Origin of the sequence: Dorea sp. BIOML-A1 (assembly GCF_009875615.1) — a bacterium.
Lineage (GTDB): Bacteria > Bacillota > Clostridia > Lachnospirales > Lachnospiraceae > Dorea_A > Dorea_A amylophila.
The window spans coordinates 1-16,237 of the sequence record NZ_WWSA01000048.1 but is presented as its reverse complement, the minus strand read 5'-3'; the positions used below and the strand labels follow the sequence as shown (position 1 = coordinate 16,237).

Genomic DNA, 16,237 nt, shown 5'->3' with positions numbered 1-16,237 from the left:
TGGAACCTGAGCAGGAACGCCTTTTCAAGCTTTATTCCGGTTCGGGTATCCACAGCCTTCCTGAATTAAATCCCAATTAAATTTAAAATAGAAACTCACTCATGACATAATTACTCACATCTATCCCTTTTTCCGTAAGGCGAATGTTGTCTCCTGTATCTTCCAGCAACTGTTTCTGATACATATGGATCAATACTTTTCCATATACATTTTCAACACTTCTGCCAAATGTCCGGCGGAAGTCTGCTTTGGATATTCCTTTTATCCGTCTAAGTCCCAGGAACATATATTCTTCCATCTGGTTTTGCAGAGTAAGAACTTCAATTTCACCACCTTCTACGAAGCGCTGGTTGTTGATCAGGGACGCTGCCCCGGTTCCGATCCCCAGATATTCCGTACGGTTCCAGTAGCCGAGATTATGCCGGCATTCGTATCCTTCTTTTGCATAATTTGATATCTCATATCTGTGATACCCATAATTCTGCAGGATATTTTTAGTAAACTGATACATCAGTCTTTCTGTATCTTCATCCGGAAGTTCCCTTCTTCTTCTGGCCTCCGCACGTTCACCTTCCCCGTATTTTTCATAAAATGGTGTTCCCTCTTCGATAATCAGACTGTATGCCGAGATATGTTCCGGCGCAAGTTCTGCAACTCTTTTGATCGTATCTTCCCATCCTCCCAGTGTCTGAAACGGGATTCCGGACATCAAGTCCACATTGATATTCCGAAATCCTGCTTCTCTTGCCAGGAAATATGTATCCAGGAAATCCTGATATGTATGAATCCTTCCAAGCATCTTCAATTCCTGATCATCCGTTGACTGTAACCCAATACTCAGACGATTGATTCCGATATTATGATAAGCCATCAATTTTAACTTGTCTACCGTTCCCGGATTCACTTCTACTGTGATCTCCGCATCCGAGTCAACCGGGAACGTGGAACGGATCGCATCGAAGATACTCCTCATCTGCTGTGCCTCAAGGATGGACGGCGTACCTCCTCCGATAAATATACTGCTCACATGGTACAGCCCTCCAAGATCATAATACGAACGTATCTTCTGACACAATCCCATGACATACTCCTGTCTCGCCTCAGGTGTTGCCGGCGCAGACAGAAAGTCACAGTATCTGCATTTTTTTACACAAAATGGTATGTGGATATATAATTCTAATGGTCTCATTATTTATCGTCCAGCTTCAATACACTCATAAATGCTTTCTGAGGGATCTCTACGCTGCCCACCTGCCGCATACGTTTTTTCCCTTCTTTCTGTTTTTCCAGAAGCTTTCTCTTACGGCTGATATCTCCTCCGTAACATTTTGCGAGCACGTCTTTGCGCATCGCGCGGACCGTCTCACGTGCAATAATCTTGCTGCCGATTGCCGCCTGGATCGGAATCTCAAACAACTGTCTCGGAATCTCTTCTTTTAGCTTCTCGCACATTTTTCTTCCGCGTTCATAAGCCGTATCTGCATGAATGATAAATGACAGTGCATCGACTTCTTCCTTGTTGATCAGTATATCCAGTTTTACCAGTTCAGACTTCACATATCCCGCCATCTCATAATCAAACGACGCATAACCTCTGGATCTTGATTTCAACGCATCAAAGAAATCATAGATAATCTCATTAAGCGGAAGCTGATAATGCAATACTGCACGAGTCTCCTCGATGTATTCCATCCCCTCATACACACCACGACGTTCCTGACACAGATCCATGATCGCACCAATAAACTCTGATGTCACCATGATCTCTGCCTTGACCATCGGTTCTTCCATATATTCAATCTCAGAAGGATCCGGAAGATTCGATGGGTTCGTAAGTTCTATTACATCTCCATTTGTCTTGTGTACTTTGTAGATAACCCCCGGGGCAGTTGTTACCAGATCCAGATTATACTCTCTTTCCAAACGTTCCTGAATGATTTCCAAATGCAGAAGTCCAAGGAATCCACAACGGAATCCAAATCCCAGCGCAATTGACGTCTCAGGTTCAAACTGAAGTGACGCATCATTTAACTGCAATTTCTCCAATGCATCCCTCAGATCCGGGTATTTTGCCCCGTCTGCCGGATACAATCCACAATATACCATCGGATTGACTTTTTTATAACCCGGAAGTGGTTCTGCACATGGTCTTCCTGCATCGGTCACCGTATCACCCACACGGGTATCTTTGACATTCTTAAGGCTGGCCGTGATATATCCAACCATTCCGGCACTCAGTTCCTCACACGGAATAAACTGTCCGGCTCCAAAATAACCGACTTCCACAACTTCTGCCTTCGCTCCTGTTGCCATCATAAGGATCGGTGTTCCCTTTTTCACGGTTCCCTCTTTGATCCTGCAAAATACAATAACTCCTTTATACGCATCATACAGGGAATCAAAGATCAAAGCCTGAAGCGGTGCTTTTGGATCTCCTGTCGGTGCAGGCACTTTCGCCACTATCTCTTCCAGCACCTGATCTACATTCAGTCCGGTCTTTGCTGAAATCTGAGGTGCATCCTCTGCTTCAATTCCGATCACATCCTCAATCTCTTCGATCACACGCTGCGGATCTGCACTTGGAAGATCTATCTTATTCAGTACCGGAACCACATCCAGGTCATGATCCAGTGCGAGATATACATTGGCAAGCGTCTGTGCTTCCACTCCCTGTGCAGCATCTACCACCAGAATTGCCCCGTCACACGCTGCCAGACTTCTGGATACTTCATAATTAAAGTCGACATGTCCCGGTGTATCAATCAGGTTGAAAATATATTCTTCCCCATCTTTTGCTTTGTATACCGTTCTGACTGTCTGGGCTTTAATCGTAATTCCACGTTCTCTTTCCAGTTCCATATTGTCCAACACCTGCGACTGCATCTCACGGCTGGTGAGAAGACCGGTCATCTCAATGATACGGTCCGCCAGCGTCGATTTACCATGGTCGATGTGTGCTATAATACAAAAATTTCGAATTTTACTCTGATCTATTCCTGACACTAATATCTTCTCCTTATTACACGTTTATCTTATCAATTCTATCATGCAGCACTGTATTTTACAATGAAAAGTTCCACGCTCATCACATCATTTAAGCGGCCGGTCTTGACCAGTTCTTCCGTATCTACTGCATCTTCCAAAATACTTCTCAGTTCTTTCTTTTCGAATGTCCGGCATTGCTGCATATATTTTCCTGCAACAAACGGATGCAGTCCGACTGTCTTTGCAATCGCAGCCTTGTCATAACGCTTTCCTGCCAGATCTTTGACTTCCAGAAGTAATTTAAACTGCCTTGTCAACAAATATAATATGCGCATTGGCGGCTCCTTTAATGCCAGCAGGTCATAATAATAATCCAGCGCTTTCTTCTGATTCCGTACCGCCACTGCTTCTACCATCTCAAAGATTTTATTTGTAATCTGTGTCGTACAGATTGCTTCGATATCCCGGACTTCAATCTCTTCCTTTCCCATACAGTAACAGAACAGCTTTTCCAGTTCTTTTTCCAGATTTTCCATATCTGTCCCTGTGGTAGACAACAGATACCTGGCCGTCTGTTCTTTGATCTTATATCCTTCTTTTTTTACATTCCCTGCAACCCAGTATAAAAGTGTCTTCTCATCCTGACGTGCCATCTCTACCACGCGTCCTTTACTCTTGACAGCCTTATACATCTTTCCACGCTTGTCTGCTTCATTTTCCACAAATAAAAAGCAGGCGGTATCCGGCATTGTTTTGATATAATCTGCAAGCTCCGGTGACGCATTTTTGAAGAATCCGGAATTTTCGATTACGATCAGACGCCTGTCGGCAAAAAACGGCATTGTCTCTGCAAGATCGATAAGTTCTCCCGGATTGATTCCTTTTCCTTCATAATATGCATAATTCACCGTATCCCCGTCCGGAAATATTGCTTTCGTGATCCGGTCTCTGTATTGCTTTTTCAGGTAAGCCTCTTCTCCGTACAGGAGATATACCGGCTTAAAATTTCCTGTTTTTATGTCTTCATTTAAAGTTTTCATCGGTTCTCTCCCATCTTCTTTCACCTCTTAAAAGTATACTGAATTCCGACTTTAAGTTCAACTGTTTCCACCGTGAATCCACATAGTTTTTTTCCTGACCGTCACGGCAACCGCTCCGTTATCCTGTGTAGAATATATCTTTGCACCCGATTTTTCAAGTCTTTTCAGCGTCAGATCATGTGGATGTCCGTAACGGTTCTTTCTCCCTGCTGATATCCATGCATACTGCGGATAAACTGTCTGAAGGAATGTCTCCGTTGTAGAATTCTTCGAACCATGATGCGCTGTCTTTAGTATTTCCCATGTAATCTTCTTTTCTTCCTGTATCACATCCAGGACCTCCGTCAGCCTCTCTTCCCCTTCTTTTTCTACATCTCCGGTAAACAACATATCAAATTCACCGTATTCCAGATGCAGGATCATGGAGGATTCGTTTCCAGTCGTCACATTATGACTCTTATTATCCGTATTCCCTCCCGGGCCCAGACAAGTAAACTTCATTTCACCTTCTTTCAGTTCCGTTCCGTATTCCATTTCCTTCACATCTGTGCCATACATTTTTGCCATTGTTATAATTTTAAGAATCCTTTCATCCCAGTACTGTTTTCCCGGCACCACAAGATTCCGGATGCGCACTCCCACATCCTGACGCATCAGAAGTTCTTCTATTCCATTCATATGATCCATATCTCCATGAGACAGAAAGACATAATCAAGTTGTGCAATGCCCCGGGATTTTAGAAATGGTTCTATTCGGTATTTTCCAATCTCTTTCACATCACTGCTGCCACCATCGATCAGATAATTCTGATGCTTTGGTCCCTGCACACAGATACAGTCCCCCTGCCCGATATCCAGCATTGTCACCTCCATTCCTCTTCTTAGCAGCGGTCCTGATATCAGTATCAGCCATGCAGTAATATAAAGTGCCAGACTAGCCATGTACTTTTTTCTGATTTTTACCGGCTGTCTGTCCATATATTTCCATATCAGAATGATTCCTGACAACATAAGATAATAGACTATGCACCGCCATTTTTCCGGTCTTCCTGCTATCCATCTTGCCACAGGAAATTTCAGGAGCAACACACAACATCCGTCATAGAGTTTTAATATCCGGCTGCACACCATCAATATCCATGTTCCATATGTTCCCCCTGCCATCCGCACAAGTGAGCCGGCCATCCCGCAGGATAATATTACCGGCATCAACGGTATCACCAGAAGATTCAGCATCACACTATATAACGGCACTTCGAAAAAGAAATACAGAATCACCGGCCACAACACACAATTCATGGCAATTCCCGGCCCCAATATACGTACCATTACCGGCTGCTGTGATTCTTCCTTCACCAATGGTATCACTGTGCAGATCGCAAGTAATGCACCAAATGAAAGCAAAAAACCGCCATCATAAAGATACAGCGGATTACTTCCGACTGCGATTACTGCTGCTACAGAAAGTGCCGTCGGCATATCGTATTTTCTCCCTGTAACATCCGCACCGACCCGAAACAGGAACATTACCCATGCCCTTAGTACCGAGACTGTCATCCCGATCATTGAAACATACAGAAATAACAGCATTCCTCCTGCCAGTCCTCCTGCTTTGTACGAACCTGTCAACCGCCGGAATAAACGGTAGGCACCCAGTCCGGCAAACGACAGATGCAATCCTGATATAGCCAGAATATGCCCAATCCCATTCACCTGGTAAAGTTCCTTCATCTCCGGATCCATATCACTCTTTTCCCCAAGAAGTATCGCAGCAAGGACTCCCCCTTCCCGTTCACCCATTTCCCGCACCAGCAGTTCCTTCCACCCGGCACGGAACACTGCCAGCTTTTCCCGGAAAACGTCCACACTTTTATCGGTGATCTGCATCTGACTGCCGTAGATTTTCCCATGGATTCCCTGTTTCTGATAATAAAACTTCTGATCAAAATTACCCGGGTTTCTTGCATTTTCATAAAACGATACTGTCCCCCGGACTTTTATCCTGTTTCCTATATGTAGTTTTTCTTTGGAATTGATATAAACGATTAGCTTTGACTCTTGAAATTTTTGTTTGTTAGAAATAGAATAAACAGAATTATGTTTCAGATAAATTATCTGACCATTTTCTTTTTGCTCCTGCCTGTAAATCACACCACAGACGATGACAGATTCATCTTCCGTGGTGCAGATTTCAAGCGGCGATGGGCGAAGTTCTTTTATAAACCGTTCCTTTCCCACCAGCGTACAGGAAGCCAGAACACACAGAATGATCAGACAGACACTAAGAAGCGGCCTGTTCCTCACGCACTACTCCCCTTCCACAATATTCAGGTTTCGGGAAAGCGGCTTTTCCAGACTTATCTTCCCCATATAATTTACATTTGTTTTTCCATCGATCAGGATCTGTACCCTGCCGATCGAGCTTCCTTCTATAATTGTATTCACGATCGCATAGACCGGAAGTTCCGGATTCATCACATTCGTTGTGTCCAGGAACCCCTTATCCAGGTTCACATAACAGATATGATCCTTTACAGATACACTCAGCACCTTTGTCTCTGCCGGGATTACTGCCGTCTCGTTGTCCGATGAAGGGCCCTTGATCAGCTGTTCTACCAGCACTTTTTCTCTTAATATGCTGCTGTTATACCGGATACTGACCTTTTCTTTTACCAGACGGTCTCCCTGCTTATTACCATAATACAACAAAAATGTCTCTTTCTGATAGGAATGGAGACTCACACCTGTATTTTTCACAAAATCCGATGGCTGCATATAACCAACCACCTGTCCATTCATATCTTGCAATGATTCTCCGTCGATCGTGAATAACACAGCATCCACTCCAGAAATCTGTCCGACAGACTGAACAACCGCAGCGCGCAGCAGAATCTCTTCCGTCGCACTCAGTTTCTGGTAATTCCTGTTAAAATCTACTATAAGTTTTCCATCCTTCACTGACCATTCTTTCACCTTCACCTCTTTTACAAAAGGACTGCGGTAATCAATGTCATCCGTATTCTTCTGTATCTTATCCAGGATTTCATCAATCTGTTCTTTCTGTGTTTTGCCCTCTGGCTTTATGCCTTTTTCAACCAGCGACACACCCTCGGAATCTGTATAATAGATATGGAAGTCTGCTGTTTTTCCTTCTTTTTTGCATCCCGTCACCGCCAGAATACAGATGGCAGTAAGCATCAGGATCCAGTAACTCTTTTTCTTTATCATCGCATTCTCCTTCTACCTAAGACACATAGTTTAACGGAATTCTGACTGTAAATGTTGTTCCCTCAGATGGCTGACTGAATACTTTGATCGCCCCGCGATGCATAACCACTGCACTTCGTGCGATTGCAAGTCCAAGCCCTGTCCCGCCGATTTCCCTGGAATGTGACTTATCCACACGATAGAATCTTTCAAATATATGTTCCTGCGCCTCTGCCGGAATACCGATCCCTGAATCTGCCACTTCAATATAACAGTTCTTATGATCCGCATTCAAAGTCACATGAACCCAGCCATTGTCCTTATTATATTTGATTGCATTTTCTACCAAATTTGAAATTGCAAGCGAAATCTTCATCTCGTCGACTTCAGCTGTGACCGGACGAATACTTTCGTAAACCAGTTCAATATTTCTTGTTGCTGCGATCGGACGCAGTCTCTTTAAGATTTTTTCTACCAGCTCATTCATATTTTCGGATTTTATGTTCATGGTATTGGCGTTATTCGCTGTTTTGTCCATCTTCACCAGCGATAACAGATCATTAATGATCTTATTCTCACGTTCGATCTCTTCTGACATGTCTCCCATAAATTCTTTATAAAGTTCTACCGGCGCATCCTCCTGCAGAAGCAGCGAATCCGCCAGAACCTTCATGGATGTCAAAGGTGTCTTCAATTCATGTGATACATTTGATACAAATTCATTTTTCGAATCGTCCAGCGTCTTCATACGTCCCGACATCTTATTAAATGCCTCTGACAATTCTATCGTTTCGGTATATGTGTTCTCATGCAGGTAGTTATCATCATATCCTTCTGTTACCGCTGAGATCGACTCTGTAATACGTCTGAATGGTTTCAGCATCGCTATCCCCGCCAGAACTGCAATCATCATTATAACCAGAATCGTCGCAAGTGCCACTACATCTGCCTTGTTTCTTAATATTTCCAGACTGTCCAGCACTGAATCTGTAGGTGCACTTACCAGCAGCACACCTACAACTGCATCATCTTTTCCTATGATTGGTGCGGTCACTTCTATATATCTGTTTTTTCTGTTATACTCACTGGTTCCTTTGTCTTGGAAACAACGGATTACATTGCCGGATACGATGGTCTTGCCCTTGTCCATATCATAAGTATCTTCCTGGATCTTAAATGCTCCATCTATCACCATCACACGGCCGCTATAGATATTCGATAACTGGACCAGTTCCGTCCGCATCACTTCTGATATATCTCCTGTGAGATATCCCGAACTGCTCAACTGGTTACTGAGAATGGTACATTGATTCTGTATCTCCGCAGTACGTACCCTCACTGCGCATTTTTCATAACTGCTCAGGAACACACCCCGCATGATCAGAACCGGAACGATTCCTGCCAGTGCTACCAGCATAATGATCCTGAATTTCATGCTCCTGAATATATTCTTTTTTAGATATTTTTTAACCCCTGAAATAATAACCAACTCCCCATTTCGTATATACATATTTTGGATCGCTTGGATTTGTCTCTATCTTCTCACGAAGTCTGCGGATATGTACATCTACAGTTCTCGCATCACCCGGATATTCATATCCCCATACAATATTCAGAAGGTTCTCTCTGCTGTATACCTTACCTGGATTCATAGCAAGCAATTCCAGAAGATCGAACTCTTTGGCGGTCAGATTAATCTCTTTCCCACCGATGATCACACGTCTGCTTTCACAGTCGATCTGCATCTCACCTTTGATGATTACTTTATCATCCTTCTGATTTTTATCACGCTTACTGATCCGGCGTATGATTGCTTTAATCCTTGCTTTAACTTCCAGAATATTAAATGGCTTTGTTATGTAGTCATCTGCACCGTATTCCAGTCCCAGAATTTTATCCATATCATCACCCTTAGCCGTAAGCATGATGATCGGAACATCTGAATATTCCCTGATCTGCTGACACACTTCAAAACCATCATGTTTTGGAAGCATAACATCCAGCAGAATCATATCGTATGCATTCTCTTTTGCCAGTTTCAGTGCCTCTTCCCCATCATATGCGCAGTCCACACTGTATCCATCCTGTTCCAGACTAAACCGGATCCCTTTTACTATCAGTTTTTCGTCATCCACAACCAATATGCGTTTGCCCATGTTCCTACTCCTTATCAAATCTTAATTTGATCTTTTACTTTTTGAAATACACCTTCTTTAATCCCTTCTACTTCCATCAGATCTTCAATCTTCTGAAATGCTCCATGTTCTTCCCGGTAACGTACGATCGCATCTGCCTTCGCTTCGCCGATTCCTGAAAGTGTCATCAATTCGTTTTTTGCCGCCGTATTGATATCAATCTTTCCATCCGATGTACTTCCGGCTTTTTCTGCATTGTCCTCATTCTGCACCAAAGTACCGCCATTATCCATACCGGCTTTTACTTCTTCTTTCGTCGGAACGTATATTTTGGAACCATCTTCGATTACTTCTGCCTGATTGAGTGTCTGATCTGCCGCCTCTTCCGTCAGTCCGCCCGCCATCTGAATGGCTTCAAACAAACGGCTGTCTGCTGTCAGTTCGTATACTCCGGGCTGGTTTACCGCACCGCATACATGCACATAACAAATCTGCAGTTTTTCCCGGTCTGTCTGTTGTTCTTTCTGTCCGGAATTAACAGCGATGTCTGGTTTGTCTGAATCCGTATCATTTCTATTCAACGGAACCAGTTCCGTCTGTCCTTGTGGATTTCCGGCTCTGCAGCCAGTCAGGCTACCTGTACACATGACACTTAACACTACCAGAAAAAGCAGTGGTATCCGGCATATTTCTTTCTGTATGTTTCTTTTTTCTGTTATTTTGTTTTGTCGTTTTTTTCTACGCATAACTTCTCCTTTACAGTCTGTCGGAAACTGTAAATCCCCGCATATGCCTAGTGAATTAATTGTACTATTTCCATTGAAAAATTGCAACACCAATCAGGGCAATGGACATACCAATAATTTTGCGTATTTCCAGCGGTTCTTTGTCTACTCCAAACAACCCGAGAAGTTCGATCACATATGCTACGATCAATTGCGATATCACGATCAGAAGTGCTGCTTTCGCCGGTCCCAGCGACGCCATACTCTTGATCACAGTCCATGTGATCCCTGCACCGATCACGCCTCCAAGTAATACATATCTGGGTTCCACTTTCCACAATGCGCCAACAGAATCTCTTCCGGCGATAAGCCATGCAACGGCACATAGCAGGAATGCACTGAACTGCACCCAGCCGTTACTCACCCACATTCCGGTTGTCTTTGTTACCTGCGTATTAAATACTCCCTGTACACTCATAAGCGCTCCCGACAAAAGCGCAATCAAAAAACCAGTCATCTTCATACCTCCTGCCTATGCAGATAATATGTCCCATGACCGGCTTTTATATTCCATTTCTTTACTTTTTACAATGCTTTCTTTAATATCCGGATCATCTCATCCACCTGTTCAAGCTCAATAATAAGCGGTGGTACAAAACGGATCACATCGCTTCCGGCACCGATAATCAGCAGCCCCTCTTTCAAAGCTGCTCCTGTAATCTCAGATATAGGTTTTGTCACCTGAATTCCCTGCATCAGACCTTTTCCTTTGACCGCTTTTACAGTATCATATTCTTCCACAAGTTCTTCCAGTTTTTTTGTCAGATATGCGCCGACTTTCTGCACATGTTCTACCAGATGCTTCTTTTCAAATATCTCAATAGTCTTACTTACTGCCGTACAAGCCAGTGGATTTCCCCCGTAAGTTGTACCGTGATCCCCAGGCTCCAGTGAATATTTTGCAACTTCCTCTGTCATTGCAAATGCACCGACCGGAATTCCACTTCCGATAGCTTTTGCCATAGACATGATATCCGGTTTGATGTCATAAGCCTGCCATGCAAACATAGCGCCTGTTCTTCCCATACCGCACTGTACTTCATCACAAATCATAAGGATTCCTTCTTCGTCACAGAGTTTACGTATTCCTTTCATGAATTCCTCTGTGGCTGCATTGATTCCACCCTCACCCTGTAACGGTTCCAGAATGATCGCACAAGTCTTATCTGTCACCAGTGCTTTCACACTGTCCAGATCATTGTATTGTGCAAATGATACCCCCGGAACAAGCGGTTCGAATGGTTCACGATACGCATCATGTCCTGTCACAGATACGGCTCCAAAACTTCTTCCATGGAAAGATTCCTTCATCGCAATGAATTCATACCGTCCTGTTCCTTTTTTGTATGCATATTTTCTTGCTGCTTTTAAAGTTCCTTCTACCGCTTCCCCTCCACTGTTGGTGAAGAAGATACGGTCCATTCCTGTAATACGTTTCAGATCTTCTGCTGCCTTTCCGCAAGCCGTATTATAGTACAGATTAGAAGTATGAAAAATCTTATCGATCTGTTCCTTTAACGCATCATTCAATTCTTTATCAGCATATCCCAGCGAAGACACTGCATATCCGGCCGCAAAGTCCAGATATTTTTTTCCTTCTGTATCATATAGATAAGCACCTTCTCCACGCTCTAATACGACCGGAAACTGATTATACGTATGTAACAGCGCTTCGTTTGTCTCTTTCATATATTCATTCATAACTTATTCTCCGTAATAATATCGTTCTTCTATATCATTTTTAATTGCAGTTCCGATACCTTTATTTGTAAAGATTTCAAGAAGCAGACAATGCGGAATTCTTCCATCCAGGATATGTACTCTTGATACTCCGTTCTCAATCGCATCGATACAGTTCTGTATCTTCGGCAACATACCTCCACCGATATAGCCTTCTTCCATCAGTTTCTTTCCGTCTGATATATTCAGTTCAGAAATCAATGTGGACGGATCCTTTGGATCTTTGTATACTCCTTCAATATCTGTCAGGAATGCAAGCTTCTCTGCATTGATTGCTTTTGCTATCGCACATGCAGCATCATCCGCATTGATATTATACGTATTATAGTCATCGTCCAGGCCAATCGGTGCGATAATCGGGAGGAAATCTTTCTCCAGAAGATCGTAGATGATATCCGCATTCACTTCTTTGACATCTCCGACAAATCCGATATCCTCACCGTCTGCCAGCTTCTTGTCTACTTTCAGAAGTCCTCCATCTTTTCCACTGATACCAATGGCTCTTACACCGAGCTGCTCCACCAGCTGAACAAGGCTTTTATTCACTTTCCCAAGTACCATCTCTGCAAGTTCCATCGTCTCTGCATCTGTCACCCGCAGCCCATTGATAAACTGTGGTTCCATGCCGACTTTTCCTACCCATTTGCTGATTTCTTTTCCACCGCCGTGAACAATGATTGGTTTGAAACCGACTAATTTCAGCAGCGTAACATCCTGAATGACTCTTGCTTTCAGTTCTTCGTCTACCATAGCGCTTCCGCCATATTTTACTACAATAATCTTACGGTTGAATCTCTGGATATACGGAAGAGCTTCAATCAGTACTTCTGCTTTGTCCAGATATTTCTGCATTGCTTTTTCCATCTTTCAATCTCCTAACTTCTGTAATCTGCATTGATCTCGATATATCCGTGAGTCAGGTCACATCCCCATGCAGTTGCTGTCTTGTCACCCATCTTCACATCTGCAATTGCTGTAACTTCAGTCTCAGACAGGATCTTTGTTGCCTCTGCCTCACTGTAATCTACAGCTGTACCATTTTCAATGATCTGGATTTTTCCTGCTTTGCTTTCGAAAAACAGGTCAACCTTTTCAGGATCGAACTGCGCTCCGGAATATCCCATTGCACAGAGGATTCTTCCCCAGTTTGCATCATGTCCTGCGATTGCTGTCTTTGTAAGATTGGAACATACGATTGATTTTGCAAGTGTCTTAGCCTGCTCTACACTCTCGCATCCGACCGCTTTCACTTCGAATAATGCAGTTGCACCTTCTCCGTCTCCGGCGATTTTCTTTGCAAGATATTCATTTATCGTATGCAATGCTTCTGCAAAATTCTTATAATCTTCTGTTCCATATGTAATCTCCGGATTCTCTGCCATACCATTTGCCAGTAATACAACTGAGTCGTTCGTAGAAGTATCTCCATCTACAGAGATCATGTTGTAAGTATCTCCGACATCTTCACTTAATGCTTTCTGAAGTGCATCCTTTGTGATCACAGCATCTGTTGTAATAAATGCAAGCATCGTGCACATATTCGGATGGATCATTCCAGATCCTTTTGCCATACCACCGATCGTAACAGTCTTTCCGCCAACTTCAATTGCAACGGCCAGTTCCTTTGGAAATGTATCGGTTGTCATAATTGCTTTGGCTGCTTCTGTACCGTTTTCCAGTGTATCATTCTTCTTACCTGCCAGTACTTTGATTCCGGCTGTCAGTTTGTCGATCGGAATCTGCTTTCCGATCACTCCGGTTGAACCGATGAGGACACCATCTGCAGAAATATTCAGTGCTTTGGCTGCTGCATCTGCAGTATCTTTACAATATCCAAATCCCTCTGCTCCGGTGCAGGCATTGGCGATTCCTGAGTTCACAACTACCGCCTGTGCTTTTGCACCACTCTTTACGACCTGCTGATCCCATTTTACCGGTGCCGCTTTTACGACATTTGTTGTAAATGTTCCTGCTGCCACGCATGGAACCTGGCTGTATACCAGTGCCATATCTGTTCTGTCTTTATACTTGATTCCTGCTGCTGTACTTGCTGCTTCAAATCCTTTTGCTGCGGTCACTCCGCCTTTTACCTGTTTCATCTGTTCTTCCACCTTTCTTAATTCTCTTTTCTTATGTTTTGATAAATTCCTTTACTGGATAAACGCCGTGATATTTGCTTCATTCAGTGTAAAATCGTAATAATTCAGATCTTCCCTCTTTGTCCATCCTATTTCGTTCCAGAATGCATTGCCGATATCGTTCTGTGTGAATGCGATCAGGGATACTTTGTTGATGCCTTCTTTTTTCAGTGCCTCCATCGTAAATACTACCATGGCTTTTCCAATGCCTCTCATTCTGTGATTCACATCTACACACACATGATACAGACAGCCCCGTCTTCCATCATGCCCGCAGAGAATCGCTCCGACGATCTTCCCATCTTCTTCGGCAACTACGCTTGTTGTTGGATTTCTTTTTAAGAAACGTTCTATTCCTTCTTTTGAATCATCCACACTTCGTATTCCGAATCCTTTGATGCTCATCCACAGTGCGTGCACCTGGTCGAAATCTTCAATTGTCATTACTCTTATATTCATATGTATTATTTTTCTCCTCTGTCTGTATTTTCCGGTAAATCTACGGGAACATCGGTACCAGTTCCAGTCCTTCTGTCTCCGGAAGTCCGAACATCAGGTTCATGTTCTGTACTGCCTGTCCTGCCGCGCCTTTTACCAGGTTGTCGATTGCTCCCATCATGATGATGCGGTTCGTTCTTGAATCGATCTTGAAGTTGATGTCCACATAGTTACTTCCTTCTACCCATTTTGTCTCCGGACAAACATCTTTTTCAAGAACACGGACAAATTTCTCATCTTTATAATATTTATCATAGATTGCTTTCACTTCTTCGTATGTTACATCTTTTTTGAGTGTTGCATATTCCGTTGCCAGGATTCCTCTGTTCATCGGAACCAGATGTGGTGTGAAGTTGATCAGCACTTTCTCTCCGGATGCATATCCGAGCTGCTCCTCAATCTCCGGTGTGTGTCTGTGGCTTGCGACACCGTACGCTTTCATATTCTCATTCACTTCACAGAAAAGGTTCGGTACTTTTGCACCACGTCCTGCTCCGGATGTTCCCGATTTTGCATCCACGATCAGGGTATTCATATCAATGATTCCTTCTTTTGCCAGTGGATATGCGGTCAGGATGGAACATGTTGTATAGCATCCCGGATTGGCTACCAGTCTTGCATTCTTTACATCTTCTCTGTTGATCTCACAAAGCCCGTACACTGCTTCTTCAATATATTGTGGACTCTTATGCTCGATTCCATACCACTTTTCATATGTAGCTACATCTTTGATACGATAGTCTGCACTCAAGTCGATGATCTTTGTCTCACTTAAAATCTTATCATTCATCATCGATGCACAGAAGCCTTGCGGCGTTGCTGTGAAGATTACATCTGCCTGTTTTGCAAGTTCTTCCATATTATCATCCAGACATGTTGCATCCACGATCTGGAACATATTCTGATATACATCTGCGTATTTTTTATCTATATAACTTCTGGAGCCGTACCATACGATCTCTGCGTCCTTGTGTCCGGTAAGGATTCTTACCAGTTCTCCTCCGGCATATCCGGTCGCTCCAATAATTCCAACTTTAATCATCTATATAACACCCTTTCCGATATTGAATTTTTATAAATTATTGTTCGTTTTATAGTACCCCAAATTCCTGTGATTGTCTAGTTGGATGGGATTGTTTTTCAAAAATCCATATATTTACTTTTGTGTTGTAAATCATGAACTTGCATAATTATACATCCACATTGCATATTATGCAAGCTTTTTCTTCAAATTGTATTGGGATTTAATTCAGGAAGGCTGTGGATACCCGAACCGGAATAAAGCTTGGAAAGGCGTTCCTGCTCAGGTTCCATTGGCGGGTCAATTCTAAAGGGGCAAAATTCTGCTAAAAACAGGCTTTCAAAATTTGAAACTCGGCATACGCCTCAGACAATCAAATTTTGAAAACCTAACGCAGAATTTTACCCCTTAAGAATTACCAACGCCTCTTTCACATTCACTGGAACGCCTTTCCAAGTTTTATTCCGTGTGTATCAAATGCCTTACGAATGAAATGACAAATACGTAACCGTTGTGGCAGCGAAAGGTTACAGTAATCAGCTGTCATTAGTGGATTTTCAAGGCTTTTGACAAGATTGTGTACCGTAGTGGACTACACCAGGTTATAGTTTCGGGTATTTCATTTCTTAACATCCGCAGCCAGTCACGACTTGAAGAAAACAGTATAAAGTGGTTCTGGTGAATGTGG

General features: G+C 43.1%; 14 protein-coding genes. All 14 read right to left on the bottom strand.

Annotated features, from left to right (window positions below):
• Positions 1-82 precede the first annotated feature (82 nt).
• The 14 genes from hemW to argC all read right to left on the bottom strand — a co-directional run bounded on the left by hemW (position 83) and on the right by argC (position 15,570).
• Positions 83-1,189, bottom strand: a complete 1,107-nt coding sequence (hemW, locus tag GT508_RS13865) for a radical SAM family heme chaperone HemW (RefSeq protein ID WP_161144476.1) — start codon at positions 1,187-1,189, stop codon at positions 83-85.
• On the bottom strand, positions 1,189-3,003 hold the full coding sequence (lepA, locus tag GT508_RS13860; RefSeq protein WP_055284033.1) for a translation elongation factor 4: 1,815 nt from the start codon (positions 3,001-3,003) through the stop codon (positions 1,189-1,191). Before lepA ends, hemW begins: the two co-directional genes overlap by 1 nt.
• 41 nt (positions 3,004-3,044) lie before the next feature.
• Positions 3,045-4,025 (bottom strand): DNA polymerase III subunit delta, encoded by a 981-nt coding sequence (gene holA / locus GT508_RS13855; RefSeq protein ID WP_028088310.1) that lies wholly within the window; start codon positions 4,023-4,025, stop codon positions 3,045-3,047.
• 57 nt (positions 4,026-4,082) lie between these two features.
• Complete coding sequence (locus GT508_RS13850; RefSeq protein ID WP_161144475.1) at positions 4,083-6,329, bottom strand: DNA internalization-related competence protein ComEC/Rec2; 2,247 nt, start codon at positions 6,327-6,329, stop codon at positions 4,083-4,085.
• Positions 6,330-6,332: 3 nt separating this feature from the next.
• The gene (locus GT508_RS13845) at positions 6,333-7,253 is read right to left on the bottom strand and encodes a GerMN domain-containing protein (protein WP_243144133.1); all 921 of its coding nucleotides are present in this window, start codon (positions 7,251-7,253) and stop codon (positions 6,333-6,335) included.
• Positions 7,254-7,269: 16 nt separating this feature from the next.
• Positions 7,270-8,742, bottom strand: coding sequence for a sensor histidine kinase (locus GT508_RS13840; protein WP_161144474.1), 1,473 nt, complete (start codon positions 8,740-8,742; stop codon positions 7,270-7,272).
• Positions 8,699-9,388: a response regulator transcription factor gene (locus GT508_RS13835; protein WP_161144473.1), complete on the bottom strand. Its 690-nt coding sequence runs from the start codon at positions 9,386-9,388 to the stop codon at positions 8,699-8,701. The genes GT508_RS13840 and GT508_RS13835 overlap by 44 nt, the downstream gene beginning before the upstream one ends.
• 14 nt (positions 9,389-9,402) lie before the next feature.
• On the bottom strand, positions 9,403-10,113 hold the full coding sequence (locus tag GT508_RS13830; RefSeq protein WP_243144132.1) for a helix-hairpin-helix domain-containing protein: 711 nt from the start codon (positions 10,111-10,113) through the stop codon (positions 9,403-9,405).
• Positions 10,114-10,177: 64 nt separating this feature from the next.
• The gene (locus GT508_RS13825; RefSeq protein ID WP_055284024.1) at positions 10,178-10,609 is read right to left on the bottom strand and encodes a DMT family transporter; all 432 of its coding nucleotides are present in this window, start codon (positions 10,607-10,609) and stop codon (positions 10,178-10,180) included.
• A 68-nt stretch (positions 10,610-10,677) separates the two neighbouring features.
• Positions 10,678-11,853, bottom strand: a complete 1,176-nt coding sequence (locus GT508_RS13820) for an aspartate aminotransferase family protein (protein ID WP_118224880.1) — start codon at positions 11,851-11,853, stop codon at positions 10,678-10,680.
• A gap of 3 nt (positions 11,854-11,856) precedes the next feature.
• The gene (argB, locus tag GT508_RS13815; protein ID WP_118310231.1) at positions 11,857-12,756 is read right to left on the bottom strand and encodes an acetylglutamate kinase; all 900 of its coding nucleotides are present in this window, start codon (positions 12,754-12,756) and stop codon (positions 11,857-11,859) included.
• Positions 12,757-12,767: 11 nt separating this feature from the next.
• Positions 12,768-13,991, bottom strand: coding sequence for a bifunctional glutamate N-acetyltransferase/amino-acid acetyltransferase ArgJ (gene argJ / locus GT508_RS13810; protein WP_028088319.1), 1,224 nt, complete (start codon positions 13,989-13,991; stop codon positions 12,768-12,770).
• A gap of 51 nt (positions 13,992-14,042) precedes the next feature.
• A complete protein-coding gene (locus tag GT508_RS13805) occupies positions 14,043-14,489 on the bottom strand; it encodes a GNAT family N-acetyltransferase (protein WP_028088320.1) in 447 nt (148 codons plus the stop codon).
• A gap of 40 nt (positions 14,490-14,529) precedes the next feature.
• A complete protein-coding gene (gene argC, locus GT508_RS13800) occupies positions 14,530-15,570 on the bottom strand; it encodes an N-acetyl-gamma-glutamyl-phosphate reductase (protein WP_117598616.1) in 1,041 nt (346 codons plus the stop codon).
• Between the last annotated feature and the right edge of the window lie 667 nt (positions 15,571-16,237).